The following is a 19409-nucleotide window of genomic DNA, read 5'->3' as shown; positions in this document are numbered from 1 at the left end:
ATAAATATTTAGCTTTAAAATAAAAAAGTAGAATTTTATTTCATCTCAGTTACATGAATTGAGTCTTTATTAAAGCCTAATTCAGATAAGATTTCAATTAATTCTTTAGTTCTTTCTTTCCTACCATAAAGAATCTCAATAGATCTTCCTTTGATAGTACCTGCGCAAGCAAGTTTATTTTTAATTTTTTTTAATATGTCTTTTAATTCAGTAGTGTCGGCTTGAATACCAGTAACCACTACCCAAATTTTTCCATATTTTCTTCTCTCAGATTTTACTTCAATAACTGAGCCCGTCTTCTCAATGTCACCACAAACACATAATTCTTGTGGTAATCCGCAAACTGAACAAGTATCTTCTAACATTTAGCTATTATTTAATTTAGTCTTAATTCTTGCAATGTCTCTTTTCACTACTTTGATTTTAGCCTTTTTTTTAAGACTATCTTCACCAGCAAGAGATGCAGAGTTTAGATTAAATAACTCTTTTTTTAAAGAGATTAAAGTAGATTCTAATTCTTCAGGTTTCTTTTTAAGTAAGTCTAATTTTTTCATTCTTTCTTAGTCTCCTCTTTAGATTCTTTAACCACTTCTACTTCTTTAGTATCTTTTGTTTTTTTTAACTCTTTTGGTTTTGTTTGTTCAACATCACCTTGAGAGGATTCAACTTTTTCTTCTTCAATTTTTGCAATTACTTCTTCAGGAATTACAGCAGCTAAGTATTCAATCTTATCTGGCAGAGGCGTGTTAGGCAGCATTATGCTTACTTTAATACCTACAACTCCACTTTTTAGAGTTACACTTTCAACTGCATGATCTACTAAAAAATCACTTACATAACCAGTTTTTTTCAAATAACCTTTAAAGAATCTCCATGTTTTTGATCTTGATGAAGGAACTTTACCTGAAATTTTAATTTCAACTCCCATTGCACCAGAATTCATAATATTTCCAAGTGCTCTAAATGCAGTCAATTTGAATTTTCGAGGTCCAAAATTTGCTAAATCATTAGCAATTCTTTTTGAAACAATACTCGCAGATAGAAACATCTCAGTTACTTCCCCAATTTTAATTTGAGGGTTTTCAAACTTGAATTTCTCTTTTAGAGTTTTAGTCAATTTTTTAATGTTTGAACCTTCTCTACCAATAACTAAACCAGGAGTTGAAGTATAAATTGTAATTCTCTCTCCAAGTGGACTTTTCTCAACTAAGATATCCTTAATAGGAACATCAGATATATTTTTTCTAATGAAGTCTGAAACTGAAAACTCTAAAAAGTTACTTTTAACAATTTTTCTCTCAATCATTCTTTCTTTACCTCTTTAGCTTTTGATGCTACTTTTTTTTCTCTTAAACCAACAATTACTTCTACATGTGTTGATTTCATTTTTCTACCACTGTATCTACCCATGTGATATCTTTGAGCTCCTTTTCTAACTGATGTTGCAAGAACATATATTTCTCCTGCAATTTCTTGCTCGGAAGCATTCTTTTGAGCAGCTTTTAATAACCTAACTAACTCATTAGCAACATTTACAGGATAACCACCTGCAGCAATACCTGCACCTTTACGATGAGGCATATCAGTATTATATCTTTTATATGGAACTACTGATTCTTTTTTTGCAACTCTTTCCAAATATGAAATTGCTACTCCAAGTTTTTTATTTCTTATAGCATTAGTTGTTTCAACGGAATTTTTCAATGAAATTGAAACATTTGTTGAATGTGCTCTTGCCATAGTTTCCTTGTTAAAGTTTTGAAATGAATATTTATATGCCATCCTTACTTCCTCGTAACAGTTTTCTTTGCACCCATAGTTGTATGTGTTGCAATTTTCCTAGTTGGTGCTAGTTCTCCTAATCTTAAAGCAATCATCTCTACAACAATAGTTACTTCTGTAAATTCTTTTCCGTTGTAAATTAATAACTTTAGACCGACCATATCAGGTGTAACAAAATAATCTCTACAATGTGTTTTGATTTTTTTCTCTCCTAATTTAACCTTTTCGATAAGTTTTAGTTCTTGTTCACCAAAACCCCTCTTTACTTTTCTTCTTAATTCGGAAGGCAAAAGCTCAGAGAATTGTTCTGTAGACATAGCTTTTAACTCATCTAATGTCTTTCCTCTATATGTAAATTGTTTATCTTCTGCCATCTTTATTTATTCCTTCCTGTATGTCTAGGTCTCAGCATTCCAACCTTTCTACCTGGTGGTGCGTTCTTTGGAGCAATTGTTGGTCTACCTTTTCTCAAGGACCTTGTACCACCGTGAGGGTGATCATATGCACTCATTGCAACTCCGGATACCATAGGGTATAACTTATTTTTCTTTGCTTTATCCATAGCTTTAGTTCCAGCTTTCATGAATGGTTTTTCATGTCTTCCTGAACCACCTATTTCTCCTACAAAAGCTCTACAATTACTGTGTACTAACTTCTCTTTTTTAGAAGGGAGTACAATTTTTGTTAAGCCTTTAAGGTGAGATATTACAGTTGCAAAACTTCCACCTGCTTTTACAAGTTTACCTGAATCACCAGGTTTTAATTCAATATTATAAATACTTGTTCCTTCAGGAATATTTTTAATCATATAAGCATTACCAACTTTAATTTCATCTTTAGTTACTTTTTCTCTTTGATCAATAATCATTGTTTGACCAACAAAAGCTCCTTCGTATGCAGGAATTAAAGCTTCTTTATCATTTTCATATTTTACTTTTAGAAGTGGTGCACTGTGTCCTCTAGAGTGGACAATGTCGATAATTGTACCATTGATTTGTCCATCTTTGCTGTAAGCATTATAAGATAATTTACCTGCAAATCTGAAACTGTTAGCCCTATAAGTTGCAGTTCCTCTTCCTCTTCTTTGTTGTATAATTCTCTTTCCCATCTTAGATTAACCCCAATTCAGATGACAAATCAGATGCAACACCTTCATCTTTGAAAGTTACAACTGCTTGTTTTTTACCGCTAATTGCATTAACAGTATTTACTGATTTTACTGTTTTTCCAAACTCATTCTCGATTAATAATTTAATCATAGGTTTAGTTGCAGCTCTGTCTACTTCAAAAACTAATTTGTTTTCAAATTCTGAGAGTCTTGTTGATTTCTCTGAAACAATTACTTTTTTCACAATATCGTAAAACTGTTTACTAAGCTCTGTCTTGAATGTATCTTCAACATTTGCCATTTTATTCTAAAACCTCCTTGAATCCTTCTAATGCTAATTTAGTAAAAATTACTGCCCGACCAGGTTTGTAACTCATACCAAAATCACTCACCATTAATAAATCAGGAGTAATTACTTCAAAACCTCTAAAGTTTCTTGCAGCTTTCATTAATGGTACTTCAGTTGATGAAACTACTACTAATGGCCCTCTTTTAACTTTGTAAGTTCGATTTCTCATTGTACCTTTTCCTGCTCTAACTTTTCTAATAGCTGTTCTTTCTAATTCATCATCAAAACCTAATTTAACTAAGATTTCTCTAAATTCACTAGTTTTTGTTACATTTTCTAAACTATTATCTAATATGAACGGATAAGTACTAGGTACTTTTTGACCATTTTCTGCAACAAGTTTATTGTTCATTGATGCAGTCATTCCAATTTTAAGTGCTTTTAACCACTCTTTATTGTTAATATCTTTTAAGAAACTTTTATTACCCTTTGGAGGATGCGCTCTTCTACCACCAACTGTGTTAGCAGCAAATGCACCTACAAATCTTAATTGCATACCTCTTCTCCACATAGTTTTTCTAGGTGTTCTTGAGATACTTTTCCCATATGTTGATCTAAATGTTTGTCTTCTCTTAGATACATTAATTGATGCTTTTTTACCTGCAAGAGGTGTTGCACCGTAAGATTGTCTAAACAATGAGTTCTCAGCAATAATTGCCTTTTTAAAAATATCTTCTCTTATATCTTCAGATAATTTAAACTCAAATGTTTCAACTTCTTTTCCTATTTTATCAAATACGCTTACTTTCATTTTCATTACCTGCTAATATATGTGATTTGCGGAGCAATCTTTGGATATCTCGCATTTGGCCTTGTAGCTCTAACAAATGTTATTAATCTTCTTCTAGGTCCTTGAATACTTCCTTTAATTAGTAAGTAATCGCTCTTAACTAAACCATATCCAGTAAAACCTGAATCAGGATTAATCACGCTTGAGTCTGAAGAAACTTTAATTATCCATTTATTCCATTCTGTTCTCTCATGGTAACCATGTTGACCAGGCATAGGAATTGTTGTCAAAACTCTTGAAGGAGTCCATGCACCAACATTTCCTGCGTGCCTTCTCTTTTTTTCGGATTTATGCGAAGTCAGTTTTACACCGAATCTTTTCACAGCACCTTGATGACCGTAACCTATTGTAATTCCATGTGAATCTACTAGTTCTCCACCAGTATACACATCACCAACTTTTATTTCTTGTCCTAATTTAGACATCACAAAAGTGATTTTCTCTTCAATAGAACCTGAAACACCAAGTTCTAATATCTCTGGTTTCTTTTTTCCAATAGTTGTAGCAGAAGGAGTTGTCATAACTTTCGCTTTAACATCATACACTTCATACTCTTGTGCAAATTTAATTAATTCATCAACACTTGGAATTACAGAAGATTTCTTCTGAACATCAATTTTTCTGTTTAAATATTTATCCTTAACTTGAGCTTGAACTTCTTTTAAAACTTGCATGTTTCCATACTCGTCAAGTCCACTCAATCTAACTGATAAAACTTTAATTGGAGGACATTCTAATACTGTCACCGCAGTATTAATCTCTGTTCCTTTAGTTAAAGTGTGAGAAAAATTGTCTATAATACCGATATTTGTCATACCTACCTTATAGCCGGGAAAACCTAAGAAATTGCTCTCTTTAGGTAAAATTTTAGAATCCCAACTGTTTACAACGGCAGTAGGCTTATTTGCTCTGACTCTTGGCCAGAACTGCTTACTACCTCTTTTTCTTGTGCTTGGAGCTGCCATTTTTATTACTCTATAACTGTAATTGCCTGATAGGATGCCAGTTTTACATTGCCTATTTCAGGATTGCTTTGCAGAGCTTTCATAAAATTAATATGAAATGCATGCTTTAATTCTGCATAGTAATACAAAAAAAGAACAAATATCGGTTTATAAAGCCTTCGTTAGATATATATAAGTGAGATTATTTGGAAAGAGATTTGAAATTATTTTTGATTATCATCATCAACAAACTCTTCTTTGAAAACTTGATCAATTATATCTTTTGAATATTTAGAAGAAATTAAAGATTCATAAAGTACTTTTTTATCATGACTTTCCTTATGAGATTTTACATATTCTTTTGCAGATTTATAACCATGAATATCAGAAAAACTATCATTATCTACAAACTTTTTTTTAGTTTTTGTAGTTATCTTATCAATATCCATTTTTGCTTGTTTGTAATTACTAATTAAGATTTTTTCTCCTTTGAGATTATCTTTACTTTCATTTTTAAAAAATGCTTTTTTAGCTTTAGGATTATTTGGATCAACATGATTAAGAACTCTAGATTCAGTCATTTTAGATTCATCATCAGATTCATCCTCACCATTTTTCGAGATTCTAAGAATTATCAAAATACCAATAATTGATAAAAAAATTCCAATAAAAGCATATAATGAAATCTTTAAGATACTAATCTTTGAATTTGAACTTAATGAATCAGATAAAACTATATTAGAAGAATCTAAATTATTTGAAGTTTCATCAATAGTCACAACTTCAGAGATAGACTTTTCAGGTTCAACATATTCTAAAACTGCTGAATGTTTTAGACCTAACACATAATAATATTCTTCATCAATAATACAGGTGTATCCTTCATTTGTTTGAATACTATCACAATTAACTAAATACTCATTTACAGAATCACAAGTTAAACTAATTTCTTCAATCGAATTTACTTCTTCATCTTTAATACAAATTTTATTAGTATTATCTAAAGCTTTAATTCTAACTTTTTTAGTTTTAGTTCCAAGGTCTAATCCTTTAACAATTATATAACTTTTATTTGTTTGAGAGTATTCAAAATCAAATTTACTTAAATCTAATTCTGAGTCTGAAAAATCATGTTCAAATTCAATTAAAGTTCTTAACCAAATTTTATCCTTTATTTTGATTTTTTCAACACCTTTAAATCCATCATTAATTCCACCAGTTCTACCTACACTAAAACTATAAGAATTTTTAATTGTACTTCTTAAACCTTCAATAGTATTGTTAATTATTTCTTCCTCATCTTCATCGTCATCATCAGTAGTTATAATATACTCATCGTCGCCATCATCTGTACTAGAACTTGCAGTATTTGATTCTTCTTCCTCTTCATTATCAACAGGAGATGTGCAACTTTGTGTAGTTACAGGTTTAGTGAAAGTTGTGCCACAATTATTATTATCAATAGTAGTTCCAGTTTGAGAATCACTAGTACAAGTGGTTTCCCAATCAACATCTGACCAATCTTCAGTACACGACTGAGTTATAGCTGAATGAGATAAACCTTGAATTTTTACAGTCCTATTAGTTGAATTTGTATAAGTTACAATATATCCATTTTCAGAATATGGAATTTCATAGATATATGTTTCGGATGAACCTGAACAAGTTGAAGTTATCTGTGAAAAATCATATACTACTTCATCTTTTAAGCATAAACTATTATCTTTTGTTGTATTTCCAATCAAGTCTAAATAAAGAGTTTTTGTTTTTGTTGATTCTAAATTAATTCCCCTTAAAAGTAATTTAGATAAGTTGGATGAGTTATCTTTTTTTATTGTTACATTGGAGAAATCTAATTTATTACTCGAAAAATTATTTAGGAATTCTACTACAATACTATTATTTTCCTTTATAGATACATTATATGTTGTGTTAAAAATCTTAGTTAAATTAATAGAATTATTAACTTCTAGAGTTAAATCATTTAAATTAGTTTGAATGTTTGTTTCATTACCTAATATATTATCAATTGAATTATTAACTCCATCTCCATCAGTATCATTTATTACTCCTGAGAGATCTGAAATAATGTTTAAATTATATATTAAAGTTTTTGAATTTCCAAATAAATCCTCAATATAGAAGCTAATGTTTTGATTTCCGTATTCAATTAAGTCTAAGTCTGTTTCAATATAGTTTAAAGAATATTTGTCAAAGATATCATAAGTAAATGAATTTATTGTGTAAGTTATTTTTGATAATTCTTTATTTGTTGTGGCATTAAAATAAATTGAAAGTTTTGAAGTATTAATTTGTGAATTGTTTGAAAAAGAGTCAATAGACATATTCAAAATTCCATTATCAATTCTGAATTGAATTGAAGTTGAATTTAAGTTCCCTATAGTGTCATTTGCATAGAAAATTAAATTATAAATTCCATCAATTAAACCTGTTAAATTATATGTGAAAGTTAAACTATCCAGATTTTGCATACTAGTATTAGTAATTCCATTATTAGTACTAAACCATGCTAAACCTATCTCGTCCAAAGTTATATTTAATATTGTTGAATTTATATTTGAATAGTTAATATTTTGTGGAGAATTAATTGATATTTTTGGTGATTTAGAATCTACTGAAAAATTAATTTTTTGAGTTTGATTTAAGTTTCCAACCACATCTTGAGCATAGAAAATTATTGAATAATTGTTGTTATTTTGAATTGAGAAATTATATGTAAAAGATAAATTATCAATAGTTTGCATGCTTGTATTTGTAGTTCCATTGTCTACACTAAACCACATTTGAGAAAACTCATTGGAAGTTATATTAAATATTATATATAATGATGAATATTTAAAACTATTTGGAGAATTTACAGTAATTGTTGGTTTAATTGTGTCAACTATAAATGCTTGTTTTCGAGTATCAGATAAAACATTTGAGAGATTTTTTGCATAAAAAGTTACATTATAATTTCCATCAGGAATGTTTGATAAAGTGTAGTTGAACTCAATATCATCTAAAGTTTGCATAGTTATATTTGTTATCCCATCATCTAATGAAAATTCAACTAAACCAATATCATCCAAAGTTATATTGAAGTTTATTCTAGAAGTATTGTAAATAATATTTTCTGGTGAATCAATTTTTAAAATCTTAGGACTACTTTGTGCATAAGACATTACTAAAGAATATGTTTGAGGTCCAGTTATAATATTAAATGCAGATACATTTAAGGAATAATTTCCAATTTGAGGAATTAATATCTCTATTCCTTCAACATTATTAATGTCGTCTTTTTCATTGTTAAATGGTGCTGAAAAATCGTTCCCAAAATATATTGTTCCATCAGGAGTATTAAGAATTAAGTCTATATCATTTACTAAATTTTCTGTTGCAATTTCAGTACTAGGATAATCTGTCCACACAAGAGTAATTCTTAGAGGAAGAGAGTCATCTTTTATTTCAAAGTCATAAGTATAATTTGATTCAATTAAAAATCCTGTTGTATTGTCATAAAAAAATATTTTTCCAGGTTGACTTGGACTAATTGAATTCTTTAAATTGACTTGCCCCCACCCCTGGTCGTTATCTGGCCTTGTTCCAGTAATGTCATCTGCACCGTTAATTAATAATGCTTTAATTAGAGATGATGAAGGATTAGATATCCCTTTAGTTGAATTTAAATGTTCTCTCATAAGAAGAACTACTCCTGCAACATGAGGCGTTGCCATTGAAGTTCCACCAAAACCACCATAATAAATTCCAGGATATACTATTTGGGATAATGTTGAAAATACCATTGCTCCTGGTGCTACAAGGTCAGGCTTAATTCTTGAATCATTAGTTGGTCCTCTAGAACTAAACTCAGCAATTGCAAATGCGCCACTTGTATTCGATGCACCTATAGTTATAACATTTTTAGCAGTTGCAGGACATGCCATTGTTGAAGGAGTAGGACCATCATTTCCTGCAGCAAATAAAATTGTAAAATCTTGATTGTCCCACATAAATTGATCTGATGAAACTGAATTTATATTATAAATACCATTACAAGCAGTATTTCCCCAACTATTAGTATGAGTTTTAATGTCAATAGAATTCATTGGATTGAATAAGTCAAATAAATCGGCAGGTACTCCTTCCAAAGCAAGTCCTGTATCTTCAAATGCTTGAGAATAAACTTTTGCTTTTGGTGCTACTCCAGCATTTGAAGTTTTATAATCATCTAAACTAGGATTACTTCCACTAAGATTACCATCTCCTAAAACTGTTCCAGCAACATGAGTCCCATGAGATGAATCATCGTCAGGACCAGCTCCCCACAAGTCAGTAATTCCAATTATTCTTCCCTCAAAATCATCATGCATAGAGGCATCATTTACTCCAGTATCTAATCCTGAATCTGCAATTGCAATTTTTTGACCTTCTCCATATAGTCCTAGATTATCCCAAATAAAATTTACATTAGTAGTTACTCTTGCATTGATATTAAAGAGTTCGGGCTTAGAATATTTTTCAATATATTTTACTTCATTCAAATTTGCAATGTCTTGAATATTGGAAACATTTATTAAAATAAGAAATTTCGTATCACCTAATATTTCTAAGACTGCATCATTATTTTTTAAAGTTGATTTTAATAAAACTAAATCAATATCTTTATGAGGATTAACTAGCACTTCAATTAACTCATTATTTGAAAGGTTTATTTTTTTATCAATTTTATATTCAGATAAGTACTTACCATACCAATTAATATCTTTAGAAGATAGAATTTTTGATTTCTTTTGAGAATCAAATTTCACAAGATAAGAATTATCAGGAATATAGTCATAAAATATTACCCCATCTTTTTCTAATTCTAATTTTGTTTTTTCATTTAACTTAGAATTAAATTGAATAAGATAATACTCATTTTTATTTTCACTATCTGTTGAAAAACTCTTCAACTGCCCTTCATTAATTTTAAATTTAGTCTTTAGTTCTATACCGTTAAATTCGTTCATAGATTTTTCTTTAGCAAAAATTGAAGATGAGGATGAAAACATTATAACAAAAAGGAAAAAAAAGGCTAAAAACTTATTATATTTAATATACATATATATATAAATTAGTTAAATCGTTTATAGACTTTGTTTTTAACTAACAGGAACAACTCTTACAAGGTAAACTTTTTAAAGGCTTTTTTATTCTTTATTATTAAATATTAGTCATGTTGGCGATGATACGACAATTTAATTGAGTATATGTTGAGCGGATGTGTAGTCTAGTATTCTAAGGTTCTAACGAATCTATTAGTCGCATAAGCGATAAATTAAACAAATTAATTCGAATGAATGGGAAAATAAAAATTTCGTAAGAGATTTTTAAGCCTTCATTATTATTCGTAATGACTCATAAAAATGGGACAAAAGAAATCAAAGATTTAAAAGATGGGATATTTAAAATATATTAAAGAAGCATGGAAAAAACCTAAAGAAAATTTAGGTGAGAGTTACAAAGGTATGCTAGTTCAATGGAGAAGAGAGAATTCAATCGAGAGAGTTGAATACCCTACTAGAATTGATAGAGCAAGATCTTTAGGTTATAGAGCAAAGCAAGGTTTTGTTATTGTAAGATCTAGAGTTAAAAGAGGAGGAAAGAAAAATCCTTCAATTAAAAAAGGAAGAGATGGTGGAAATACTTCATCAAAAATTGTACAAGCTAAAAACTATCTATGGATAGCAGAAGAGAGAGTGCAAAAGAAATTCCCTAATTTAGAAGTTTTAAACTCATATTGGGTAGGTCAAGATGAAATTCATTATTGGTATGAAATTATTTTAGTTGATATATATCATCCACAAATTGCATCAGATAAGAAAATTGGTTGGATTGTTTCAAATAAACATACAAAGAGAGTATTTAGAGGACTTACTTCAGGTGCTAAAAAGTCTAGAGGTTTAAGAAATAAAGGAATGGGTGCTGAAAAAGTAAGACCTAGCCTAAATGCTAATGGAGGAAGATTAAGATAAAATGGCAAGTTCACAATTTAGATCAAAAAAACAAGTATCAGGTAAGAGATATATTCCAGTTAGGAAAAAAAGAGCCCAAGATATGGTAGGAATTCCTGCTTTAACTAGTATTGATAGACTTAGATTAAAACTTAAAAGAGTTGCTGGTGGAAACCAAAAGAAATCATTATTATCAACTGATAAAGTTTGTGTTAGTGATTTAGGTAAAACTCAAACACTTAAAATTTTAGATGTAGAAAATAACCCTGCAAATATTAACTTTACAAGAAGGAACCTTATTACTAAAGGTGCTATTGTTAAAACTGAGAAAGGTAATGTTAAAATTACTTCAAGACCAGGTCAATCAGGTTCATTATTTGGTGTATTGATTAAATAATCAATGCTTAAAAAATTTTAATTTTTATTCTTAATTAGAAAGATTCAAAATAAATTTTATTATCAAATTTATGAGAACCTTTTAATAAATGAAAAGATTTATTAAAGACTACTTTTGTAAATATAATATGAAACTTGAAGTTCAAAATTTTGGACACTTAATTGGAAAGTATGGATTATATGTACTCCAAAATGAAAATGAAAGAGAACAAATTCTAAATCAAATATGTCCTTATGAAAATTCACATGAAAAAGATATAATCATTTTTGTTTTACAAAGATTGTTTGAAAAAAACTTCTTTGAAGAATTAATGAATCAAAATATTTCAATTCAAATTTTTTCTCAAACTATTCTAGAATATTTTAATAGAATTGTAGATACTAAGATTAAACATACTCAATCACAAATTAGTACTGAAACAAGTAGCGATGAAATCGAACATCTAAAAGAAAAGCTAGAAATAATAAATCAAGCAAAAATAAATTCTGAACCTATTATTGGAAATTTAATTGAGATGTATAAAAATTATGATAATTAATATTATTATTTGAAAAATTTAATCTCTTTTTTCAAGAGCAATAATTACGCTTTCTTCTTCATTAACACTTATGATGTTATTATCTACTAGAACAACTCCACTAGTTATAGATTTGATTGAACCGTCTTTTCCTAAAACAATTAGTTGACCATCAGTTTCTATTTCTTGAGAAAATCTATCAGTTACAAGATTTCTTGTATCTTTTACAGATACTTCTTTTGTTAATTCAACATATACAATATTTGCTTTTACAATTGAACCATCTTGACTTTTTACATCTGAAAAGCTAAGTGAATTGTCAACCACAACATATTGACCTGCGAATAAATATGCTAATAAAGCTAAAATCACAGCTAAGATTACTGTTAATGATGCAATTTTTTTTTCGTATGTCATTTTGATAATTATATAAAGAAAAGAGTACTTATAAATGTTTCTATCGTGACTACTAAGAAAAGACAACTTTTATAAATTACTGAAAATATTTAAATATATGAATGATAATGATTGGAGAGTAGACCTTGAAATAGTTGTTGAACAAAATTTAAGTGAATTGATTAAAGAAACTAAGGAATATGATTATGCTGTAAAAAAGGCAAAAGATAAATCTAAAGCTCAAATTTGGGTTGCACTTGCAATTTTGAATCATAAAATTAATCAACTAAATGTTAATAAAAAGAATTATAAAAGTAAAATTCCAAAAGATGAACTTAATAAAATTTTAGAAACTCTTGAAAAGTTATAAAATTTACCTCATTATCAAATATTTATTTTATCCCATACTTAAAATATTTAGTATTCTAAGGAATAAAATACTAAATCTAACTTCTAATTTTAAAAAAAAATCTAGACAATAAATATTAGTATTAAACTATGAGTAAATAAAAACACTTATTAATCGAAAAAAATAGTTATTGTTATGATTAAGAAAAAAAAGAGCTTAAAATTTTCAATTACAATAATTCTTATTAAAATTTTAATTGTTGGATTTTTTGTTTTCGGATTTTATTATACAAATAATTCATTTGAAAATGATATTTCACTTCTTGCAGTAACTGAAGATTCAAATGGTAATGCAGTAGGTGGTTCAATTATTAATTTGAATCTTAGAATAAAGCCAGGTAATGGACAAATTTATACTAATTTGAATACTATTGAAGAAGTAGATACACAAATCTCAATTATTAATTCACAAAAAATTGCATGTGATTTATTTGCTCTTGATTGTAATGAATATGATTTTTTTTATAATTTTGAAGGCTCTGCACTTGTTTTAAAGGGACCTTCTGCAAGTTCAGCAATTGCAATTCTTACTGCTAAGACTGTTAAAAAACAACCAATTATTGATGAAGTTGTGATTACTGGAGCTTTGAATTCTGGAGGAATTATAGGTAATGTTGGAGGCGTTGATGAAAAGATTAGTATTGCCCAAGAATTAGGATTTAGAAAAGTTTTAATTCCTGTTTTTTCTAGTTATGATGAAAATGTAACTTATTTTATAGAAATAGTAAAAGTAATTGATGTGATTGAGGCTTATAATAATTTTAATAATCAAACTCATTATGATTTGAAAACTCAAACAATTAATAATAGCAACTATAAAAGAGTTATGGAAAATCTTGGACAAAAAATGTGTGATAGAAGTTTAAATCTAATTAATGATATCGACTTTGGAATAATTAAAGATAATAGTTCTGAAGATAGCTCAAAAGAAATTGCAGATAATAGTTATAATTCGTCTAAAACTGCAAAAATTAATGAAAATTATTACTCACAAGGAAGTTTTTGCTTTAATGCGAATTTGAACTATAAAGCTCTTTTGGAAACACAAAAAAACTTAACACTTGATGATAGAAATACTGAACTTAATGCACTTAAAAGTAAAGTAAACTTGAAGTATGTAGAAATAAGTTCTGATGGATATTTAAGTAAGATTAAAACAATAAATGATTTTTATGTTTATCTTCTGCTAATAGATAGAATTGAAGAGAGTAGAGAATTTTTAAAAATTGCTGAAGATATTGAAGAGAATAATCTCATCTCTACTAATTCAAATATTAATATCTCCGATTTAGCAGAAATTGACATCCTAACTAAAGAAGAGATTAATTCACAAAAAACAAGACTTTATTCTTATGCTTCAGAGAGGTTTTACACAGTTGAACTTTGGGAAGAATTAATAATTAATAATGGAGATAGAGTTAAATTTAATGATAAAACAATTAGTGATGCATGCGTTAAAATAAATAGAGAAATATCAATTAAGTCCCAATTGTTAAATAATTATGGATTCGGATTTTTAAATGAAGAAATTGGAGAACAAATTGGATTGGGAGAACCTTTCTCAAATAAATATCTATGTATATACAAGGGATTAGAACTTAATGGGAAAATTAATACTTTATTAAACTCTATGGGAATTAATGATGAAGATCAGAAAAATTATACTAAAGAATTACTTGAAATTACAAACTCTAGATTGAATCATAATACTAATGGAGATTTCCCATTAATACCTTACATATATTTTGAATATTCCAAAGATTTGTTTGAACAAGACGATTTATCTTCTAGTATGCTTTATTCAAATTATGCACTTTCATATACTGATTTGAATATTTATTTAGAAAAGGAAGTTACAAGAAAATCATATTTTAATACAATTATTGTTGAATTATTTAGTGGAAATAATGAGTCTTTAGTATTTTTAGGAGCTTTGCTTGTTCTCCTAGCATTTTTAAAATAAAAAATTTAAATTTTTATTGAATTTTATTTCATAAAAGTTTTTGAAAAGTTTCTTCTTCAGATACATTAAGAGAATATCTTTTGTTAAAATATCTTACAACATTTTTAACATCTCTTTCATATAAATCGTAAAATTCTTTGAAATCATCATTATTTTTTATTGTCATTGCTTGACCCATATCAATAATTACTGGCAAATCATCTTTCACCATTATATTAAATTCTGAAAGGTCTCCATGAATTAGTTTTGCTTCATGTTTCATAATATACATTTGTTCAATTAATAAATCAAAAAATTCTTCAGGATTTGAAAGAGGAATATCTTTTAACATTCCTCCTTCAATGTACTCCATAATAATTATATTATTCGATTGTTTGTAAGGATAAGGAACATTCATGTTAGCCTTATGACATATTGAAAGGTTACGATATTCTTTTTGTACCCAAACTAAAATTGATTTTCTTAAATTACCTTTAATGTTTCTAAATCTGAAATCACGATTGATGTATTCAGAAATTTTTTTGAAATTAGCATTAGTTAATCTGTAAATTTTAATTGCTCTTATTTCTTCCCCTTTTACTGCTGAATAGACATCACCTTCTTTTCCAGTTTTAATAGGTTTTCCAAATTTGTCATAGTAATTCTTTCTTTTCAGAAATTCTAATGTATTTAAAGTAAATTCATCAAATACTCCTGAATATACTTTAAATTTTTCCCTAGTAATTTTAGCCACTTATATATTAGTAAGAAATATGTATTTATAAATGGATTCCTAAATCATATGCACAAATGAAGAGATCTTTTAATTGTAATATTGCAATATTTTTTATTTTATTATAATTCTCGTCAGATTTTCCCAAAAAATTTGAATGAGCCGAAGAGAGATTATTTTTGTAAGTATTCATTTTATATGTTAATTCACTTAAATCCTCATCTTTAATTCCATTAATTGAAATTTTAAGTTTGAAGTTTGTAGTATGAAGTCGACTTTCTAAATTTGAATTTTTCCTCATTAACTCAACAAATATTTTCTTATCTTCAATTTGATCTAATAATTCTTTTAAATTCGAATAAATTAAAGATAATAATTCACTTTCCGTTTCAACCATATGTTAATCTAATTTAGGAAGTATTTAAGTTTATTTGTTTTTTAAATCTATTTGAAAATTCATAAGTAAAAATATATAAATAAAAGTATCTTCAAATATATATGAATAATAGTGATATAGAATTAATTCTAGAAAAATTTGATATAGAACTTATAGAAAAATTAGAATTTGAAAGTGAAAATCAAAAACTTGATTTTTTAAATAAACTTGAGAGTATTGCTAGAAAAGATATTAAATTAAAAGTTATAAATAATGATTTGAAAGAAATTATTAATGATTTTGATCTTAATGAAGATAATATTAAAAAACTTCAAAAAATTAATTGGGAAGATTTCACAGAAATAATTCTTAGTGCAAAAAATAATAAAAGAAAAAAGAGAATCTATGAAAATTTTATTCTTTTTATTAAAAGTGAAATTGGACTTCATGTTCCTGAAAAACCATTACATGACAAGTCATTAATTGATGGAAAAATAGATGAAAGTGGTTATAGGATTGACCCTAAGATATTTGAAAAAGAAGATAATTTTGACATTGAAGAAGATACTTTAAGAAAAGCTAAAGAGTTTGGAGTAGATATAACTTTTGACTATACTACGAGAGGTAAAAAAACTACAGTTAATGATTTTGTTTTGTATTTCACAAAAAGACTGGAATATTTTACTAACCTCCTAGAGGGTAGAGTTAATGCAGATAATGTTATGAGAATTTCTAAGCTTAAAGATCTTTTTGAAACAAATACAGTAGTTACAGTTATTGGACTTGTTTCAGAGATTATTGAAACAAAAAATGGACATATTATGCTTACTATTGAAGATAAAGGTGGAGAGATTAAATGTTTTATTAACAAAGATAAAAAAGAACTCTTAAAGATAGTTGCAGGACTTTGTTTGGACGAGGGTATTGGAATTTTAGGCAAAGTTGGAAAGAATATTATCTGGACTGATGAAATAATTATCCCTTCTCCACCTAATAACTCTGAACTTAAAAAAACTGAGAATGGTGGTTATGTTGCATGTCTTTCGGATATACATTTTGGTTCAAAAGTTTTTGTTGATGAGGCATTTCAAAAATTTATTGATTGGATTAATGGAAATACTAGTTCAGATGAACTTAATGAGCTTGCTAAAAAAGTTAAATATATAGTCATTGCAGGAGATATAATTGAAGGTATAGGAGTTTATCCAGGACAAGGAGAGGATGTTAGAATTTTTTCAACAGAATTACAATACCATGATGCTGCAAGATGGCTTTCTCAAATTCCAAAAGATAAATGCATTATTATAATTCCAGGAAATCACGATACTTCTCGTTTATCAGAACCACAACTTAAATTATCTTATGAAAAAACATACGCTTTGTATAATATGGAAAATGTTATTATGGTTTCGAATCCTTCAACTGTTTGTCTTTTTTCAAAGGATCCTAGTGGAGGATTAGATTTTTATTTGTATCATGGAGGTAGTTTTTTTTATTATGCAGACAAGATACAACACTTAAGGGAAAAAGGTGGAGTTAAGTCTCCTGAAGAGGTTGTAAAGTACCTTCTTGAAAAGAGACACCTAGCACCATCACATGGATCTACACTTTATGTTCCTGATTCGCAAAATGATCCTTTAGTTATTAAAAAAATGCCTGATTTTTTCATTACAGGACATACACATAAAATGAGTCTTGCCAATTATAAAGGATGTTCGATAATTAGTTGTGGATGTTGGGTAGAGATGAGTGATTATCAAGAAAAAATGGGAATGTATCCAGATATTGGAAAAGTTATCCTAGTTAATACTAGAACTAGAAAACCACAAATATTAAATTTTTATACGGAGAAATGATCTTAAAAATTGAAAATAATTTTTGGGCATCTTTTTGCTCGGAGAACAAAAAATGAAATTAATTCTAGTAAGACATGGACAGACTGATTTAAATACTAAAAGAGTTTATCAAGGAAAGAGAACTGATAAGGAATTAAATGAAGTTGGTATTGGCCAAGTTAAGAAAACTGCGGAGTTCCTTAAAGATTTTGATTTTGACTTAATTATATCTTCCCCACTTAAGAGAGCAATGAAAACTGCTCAAATTATTAATGAATTTCATAATAAAGAAATTAAAACTTTGGATGAAATTACTGAGAGAGATTTCGGAGATTTTGAGGGAGAGAGCTATGATAATGTAGATTATCCGAAAGTTAAGAAAGATGATACTTATGAAAAATTTAGTGTTGAACGCCCAACAATTTTTAGAGAAAGAGTTGAAAAGTTTTTAGATGAAATTCATAAAGAACATTTTGGTAAAACCATATTAGTTGTTTCACATGGAGGAACTTTAAAAATGCTTCTTTCAATTCTTAAAAAAATCCCTTGGGAAGTTGGAGTTTATGAAATTAAAAAACCTAATGCTTCAATTTCAATTATTGATATTGATGAAAAAAGAGAATTGAAGAATCATGATATTGGTAATGTTGAACATCTAGATTAAAAATCTAACAAAGATTTGTTTGTCTTATCACCAACCAAATTTTTATAGGTTTGCCAAGACTTTCTAAATATGAAGTCAAATTCTTTTGATTCGTAGTGTTCTTTTAGAAAAGCTTTAGTTTTTGGGTCAGCAGGATAACCACTTCCACAATCAATTCCAATATTTTTTCTAATTTCTTCAAGTTCTTGTTCTCGTAATTCTTTAGCTGCAATTGATGCTGCTCCAACTATTGTGTATTTTACATCTGCTTTATTTTCAGAAATCATTTTTGGTTCAAAAGATAATTTTTTAAGAATATCTTGTCCAAATTTTTCAGGATTTGCTGTTAGTGCATCAATCATTACTAGGTCAGGTTTTTCTGATTCCAATATTTTTACAATAGCATCAACTTCAAGTTCATTTAATTTACCTCCTTGAGCATTATTTGAATCAATTAAAGCAGGAGTTATTTGAGCATATTTTAAATCCATAGTGTCTTTTAAAATTTGATAAAGTTCATTCCTTTTTTTTGATGTTAGAAGTTTCGAGTCTTTTACTCCAATACTTTTCAAATTATCTTGATACTCATTTAAATCTTTTAGACCATTAGCTAAATTAATTATAGAAAAACCAATAAACATAGAACCTAAAACTGGCCCTTTTCCAGCTTCATCAATTCCAATTACTTTATACATAATTTACTTAAGTTAATTCTGTTTAAAAATCTATCTTTAGAATTTTATATCTTATTTTAGTTATTACAAATGTCTCTAAAAAATATCAAAGATTTTTAAGTACATAAAATAAAAAATATTATTTATAGAACTATTTAAAAAAATAAAAATTTATTTAATGTTTTTATCAATGAAAGAATTCAGAACATCTTTAGGAACAGCTCCCATTTGTTGATCAACTACTTCACCTTCTTTAATTATTAATATGGAAGGAATACTCATGATACCATATTTTCCTGCAATTTCTTGCGCTTCATCCACATCAACTTTTACAAAGACTATATCATCTCTCTCAGTTGCAACTGCTTCAAAAATAGGACCAAGCATTCTACAAGGACCACACCACTCTGCCCAAAAATCAACGATTGTTGGTTTGTCAGAATCAAGAACTTCTTTTTGAAATTCTGCCATAGTTGTTATATGTTTTACTGTCATATAATTTAAACATACTATTAATTT

The 19409-nt window shown here is 27.9% G+C and carries 22 protein-coding genes; 7 read left to right on the top strand and 15 right to left on the bottom strand.

Translation table 11 applies throughout. The features are described 5' to 3' along the window. Positions 1 to 35: 35 nt before the first annotated feature. The 10 genes from PF569_03500 to PF569_03455 form a co-directional block, all read right to left on the bottom strand. Positions 36 to 365, bottom strand: coding sequence for a stress response translation initiation inhibitor YciH (locus PF569_03500; protein ID MDA3855298.1), 330 nt, complete (start codon positions 363 to 365; stop codon positions 36 to 38). Next, entirely contained in the window at positions 366 to 554 is a 189-nt protein-coding gene (gene rpmC / locus PF569_03495; GenBank protein MDA3855297.1) for a 50S ribosomal protein L29, read from the bottom strand. It abuts the gene before it with no gap. Then, positions 551 to 1306 (bottom strand): 30S ribosomal protein S3, encoded by a 756-nt coding sequence (locus PF569_03490; protein MDA3855296.1) that lies wholly within the window; start codon positions 1304 to 1306, stop codon positions 551 to 553. The genes rpmC and PF569_03490 overlap by 4 nt, the downstream gene beginning before the upstream one ends. After that, positions 1303 to 1782, bottom strand: coding sequence for a 50S ribosomal protein L22 (gene rplV, locus PF569_03485; protein MDA3855295.1), 480 nt, complete (start codon positions 1780 to 1782; stop codon positions 1303 to 1305). The genes PF569_03490 and rplV overlap by 4 nt, the downstream gene beginning before the upstream one ends. Before the next feature lie 2 nt (positions 1783 to 1784). Continuing rightward, on the bottom strand, positions 1785 to 2156 hold the full coding sequence (locus PF569_03480) for a ribosomal protein S19 family protein (protein MDA3855294.1): 372 nt from the start codon (positions 2154 to 2156) through the stop codon (positions 1785 to 1787). 2 nt (positions 2157 to 2158) lie between these two features. After that, entirely contained in the window at positions 2159 to 2890 is a 732-nt protein-coding gene (locus tag PF569_03475; protein MDA3855293.1) for a 50S ribosomal protein L2, read from the bottom strand. A gap of 1 nt (position 2891) precedes the next feature. Then, positions 2892 to 3191: a 50S ribosomal protein L23 gene (gene rplW, locus PF569_03470; protein MDA3855292.1), complete on the bottom strand. Its 300-nt coding sequence runs from the start codon at positions 3189 to 3191 to the stop codon at positions 2892 to 2894. 1 nt (position 3192) lies between these two features. After that, a complete protein-coding gene (gene rplD, locus PF569_03465; protein ID MDA3855291.1) occupies positions 3193 to 3990 on the bottom strand; it encodes a 50S ribosomal protein L4 in 798 nt (265 codons plus the stop codon). Positions 3991 to 3995: 5 nt separating this feature from the next. Beyond that, the gene (gene rpl3p / locus PF569_03460) at positions 3996 to 4994 is read right to left on the bottom strand and encodes a 50S ribosomal protein L3 (GenBank protein MDA3855290.1); all 999 of its coding nucleotides are present in this window, start codon (positions 4992 to 4994) and stop codon (positions 3996 to 3998) included. Between the two features lie 203 nt (positions 4995 to 5197). Beyond that, positions 5198 to 10027 carry a S8 family serine peptidase gene (locus tag PF569_03455; GenBank protein ID MDA3855289.1) on the bottom strand — a complete coding sequence of 1610 codons (4830 nt, stop codon included), beginning with the start codon at positions 10025 to 10027 and terminating at the stop codon, positions 5198 to 5200. A gap of 384 nt (positions 10028 to 10411) precedes the next feature. Between PF569_03455 and PF569_03450 the strand changes: the two genes are divergently transcribed. From PF569_03450 to PF569_03440, 3 genes are all read left to right on the top strand, one after another. Beyond that, on the top strand, positions 10412 to 10990 hold the full coding sequence (locus PF569_03450) for a 50S ribosomal protein L15e (GenBank protein MDA3855288.1): 579 nt from the start codon (positions 10412 to 10414) through the stop codon (positions 10988 to 10990). 1 nt (position 10991) lies between these two features. Continuing rightward, complete coding sequence (locus tag PF569_03445; GenBank protein MDA3855287.1) at positions 10992 to 11366, top strand: 30S ribosomal protein S8e; 375 nt, start codon at positions 10992 to 10994, stop codon at positions 11364 to 11366. Between the two features lie 88 nt (positions 11367 to 11454). Next, the gene (locus PF569_03440; GenBank protein ID MDA3855286.1) at positions 11455 to 11904 is read left to right on the top strand and encodes a hypothetical protein; all 450 of its coding nucleotides are present in this window, start codon (positions 11455 to 11457) and stop codon (positions 11902 to 11904) included. Between the two features lie 18 nt (positions 11905 to 11922). Here the strand turns inward: PF569_03440 and PF569_03435 are convergent, their stop codons facing one another. After that, a complete protein-coding gene (locus PF569_03435) occupies positions 11923 to 12300 on the bottom strand; it encodes a hypothetical protein (protein ID MDA3855285.1) in 378 nt (125 codons plus the stop codon). Between the two features lie 97 nt (positions 12301 to 12397). On the opposite strand from PF569_03435, the gene PF569_03430 reads away from it, so the two are divergent. Continuing rightward, positions 12398 to 12649, top strand: coding sequence for a hypothetical protein (locus tag PF569_03430; GenBank protein ID MDA3855284.1), 252 nt, complete (start codon positions 12398 to 12400; stop codon positions 12647 to 12649). 174 nt (positions 12650 to 12823) lie between these two features. After that, the gene (locus PF569_03425; protein ID MDA3855283.1) at positions 12824 to 14650 is read left to right on the top strand and encodes a hypothetical protein; all 1827 of its coding nucleotides are present in this window, start codon (positions 12824 to 12826) and stop codon (positions 14648 to 14650) included. A gap of 28 nt (positions 14651 to 14678) precedes the next feature. Here PF569_03425 and PF569_03420 read toward each other — a convergent pair whose 3' ends face one another. Both PF569_03420 and PF569_03415 read right to left on the bottom strand, forming a co-directional pair. Then, positions 14679 to 15383, bottom strand: coding sequence for an AarF/UbiB family protein (locus tag PF569_03420; GenBank protein ID MDA3855282.1), 705 nt, complete (start codon positions 15381 to 15383; stop codon positions 14679 to 14681). A gap of 25 nt (positions 15384 to 15408) precedes the next feature. Continuing rightward, complete coding sequence (locus PF569_03415) at positions 15409 to 15759, bottom strand: hypothetical protein (protein ID MDA3855281.1); 351 nt, start codon at positions 15757 to 15759, stop codon at positions 15409 to 15411. A gap of 101 nt (positions 15760 to 15860) precedes the next feature. Here PF569_03415 and PF569_03410 point away from each other — a divergent pair, with 101 nt between their 5' ends. Together PF569_03410 and PF569_03405 are read left to right on the top strand one after the other, a co-directional pair. Continuing rightward, a complete protein-coding gene (locus PF569_03410; protein MDA3855280.1) occupies positions 15861 to 17594 on the top strand; it encodes a metallophosphoesterase in 1734 nt (577 codons plus the stop codon). A gap of 52 nt (positions 17595 to 17646) precedes the next feature. Next, positions 17647 to 18237, top strand: a complete 591-nt coding sequence (locus tag PF569_03405; protein MDA3855279.1) for a histidine phosphatase family protein — start codon at positions 17647 to 17649, stop codon at positions 18235 to 18237. Here PF569_03405 and rnhB read toward each other — a convergent pair. Together rnhB and trxA are read right to left on the bottom strand one after the other, a co-directional pair. After that, positions 18234 to 18911: a ribonuclease HII gene (rnhB, locus tag PF569_03400; GenBank protein MDA3855278.1), complete on the bottom strand. Its 678-nt coding sequence runs from the start codon at positions 18909 to 18911 to the stop codon at positions 18234 to 18236. The genes PF569_03405 and rnhB overlap by 4 nt on opposite strands. A 150-nt stretch (positions 18912 to 19061) precedes the next feature. Beyond that, entirely contained in the window at positions 19062 to 19385 is a 324-nt protein-coding gene (gene trxA / locus PF569_03395; protein MDA3855277.1) for a thioredoxin, read from the bottom strand. Positions 19386 to 19409 lie beyond the last annotated feature (24 nt).

The sequence above is a fragment of the Candidatus Woesearchaeota archaeon genome, from assembly GCA_027858315.1.
In the GTDB taxonomy this organism is placed as follows: Archaea; Nanobdellota; Nanobdellia; order Woesearchaeales; family UBA583; genus UBA583.
Note: the sequence above shows the minus strand (reverse complement) of the source record. Positions and strands in the feature narration are given on the sequence as shown.

What these genes read in the sequence shown, in the direction of transcription:
- rpmC (MDA3855297.1), bottom strand. Translation starts at nt 554, where the DNA reads ATGAAAAAATTAGACTTACTTAAAAAGAAACCTGAAGAATTAGAATCT.
- rnhB (MDA3855278.1), bottom strand. Translation starts at nt 18,911, where the DNA reads ATGTATAAAGTAATTGGAATTGATGAAGCTGGAAAAGGGCCAGTTTTA.
- PF569_03410 (MDA3855280.1), top strand. Translation starts at nt 15,861, where the DNA reads ATGAATAATAGTGATATAGAATTAATTCTAGAAAAATTTGATATAGAA.
- rplV (MDA3855295.1), bottom strand. Translation starts at nt 1,782, where the DNA reads ATGGCATATAAATATTCATTTCAAAACTTTAACAAGGAAACTATGGCA.
- PF569_03425 (MDA3855283.1), top strand. Translation starts at nt 12,824, where the DNA reads ATGATTAAGAAAAAAAAGAGCTTAAAATTTTCAATTACAATAATTCTT.
- rpl3p (MDA3855290.1), bottom strand. Translation starts at nt 4,994, where the DNA reads ATGGCAGCTCCAAGCACAAGAAAAAGAGGTAGTAAGCAGTTCTGGCCA.
- PF569_03430 (MDA3855284.1), top strand. Translation starts at nt 12,398, where the DNA reads ATGAATGATAATGATTGGAGAGTAGACCTTGAAATAGTTGTTGAACAA.
- PF569_03415 (MDA3855281.1), bottom strand. Translation starts at nt 15,759, where the DNA reads ATGGTTGAAACGGAAAGTGAATTATTATCTTTAATTTATTCGAATTTA.
- PF569_03500 (MDA3855298.1), bottom strand. Translation starts at nt 365, where the DNA reads ATGTTAGAAGATACTTGTTCAGTTTGCGGATTACCACAAGAATTATGT.
- rplD (MDA3855291.1), bottom strand. Translation starts at nt 3,990, where the DNA reads ATGAAAGTAAGCGTATTTGATAAAATAGGAAAAGAAGTTGAAACATTT.
- PF569_03475 (MDA3855293.1), bottom strand. Translation starts at nt 2,890, where the DNA reads ATGGGAAAGAGAATTATACAACAAAGAAGAGGAAGAGGAACTGCAACT.
- PF569_03405 (MDA3855279.1), top strand. Translation starts at nt 17,647, where the DNA reads ATGAAATTAATTCTAGTAAGACATGGACAGACTGATTTAAATACTAAA.
- PF569_03440 (MDA3855286.1), top strand. Translation starts at nt 11,455, where the DNA reads ATGAAAAGATTTATTAAAGACTACTTTTGTAAATATAATATGAAACTT.
- PF569_03455 (MDA3855289.1), bottom strand. Translation starts at nt 10,027, where the DNA reads ATGTTTTCATCCTCATCTTCAATTTTTGCTAAAGAAAAATCTATGAAC.
- PF569_03450 (MDA3855288.1), top strand. Translation starts at nt 10,412, where the DNA reads ATGGGATATTTAAAATATATTAAAGAAGCATGGAAAAAACCTAAAGAA.
- PF569_03435 (MDA3855285.1), bottom strand. Translation starts at nt 12,300, where the DNA reads ATGACATACGAAAAAAAAATTGCATCATTAACAGTAATCTTAGCTGTG.
- trxA (MDA3855277.1), bottom strand. Translation starts at nt 19,385, where the DNA reads ATGACAGTAAAACATATAACAACTATGGCAGAATTTCAAAAAGAAGTT.
- PF569_03445 (MDA3855287.1), top strand. Translation starts at nt 10,992, where the DNA reads ATGGCAAGTTCACAATTTAGATCAAAAAAACAAGTATCAGGTAAGAGA.
- PF569_03490 (MDA3855296.1), bottom strand. Translation starts at nt 1,306, where the DNA reads ATGATTGAGAGAAAAATTGTTAAAAGTAACTTTTTAGAGTTTTCAGTT.
- rplW (MDA3855292.1), bottom strand. Translation starts at nt 3,191, where the DNA reads ATGGCAAATGTTGAAGATACATTCAAGACAGAGCTTAGTAAACAGTTT.
- PF569_03480 (MDA3855294.1), bottom strand. Translation starts at nt 2,156, where the DNA reads ATGGCAGAAGATAAACAATTTACATATAGAGGAAAGACATTAGATGAG.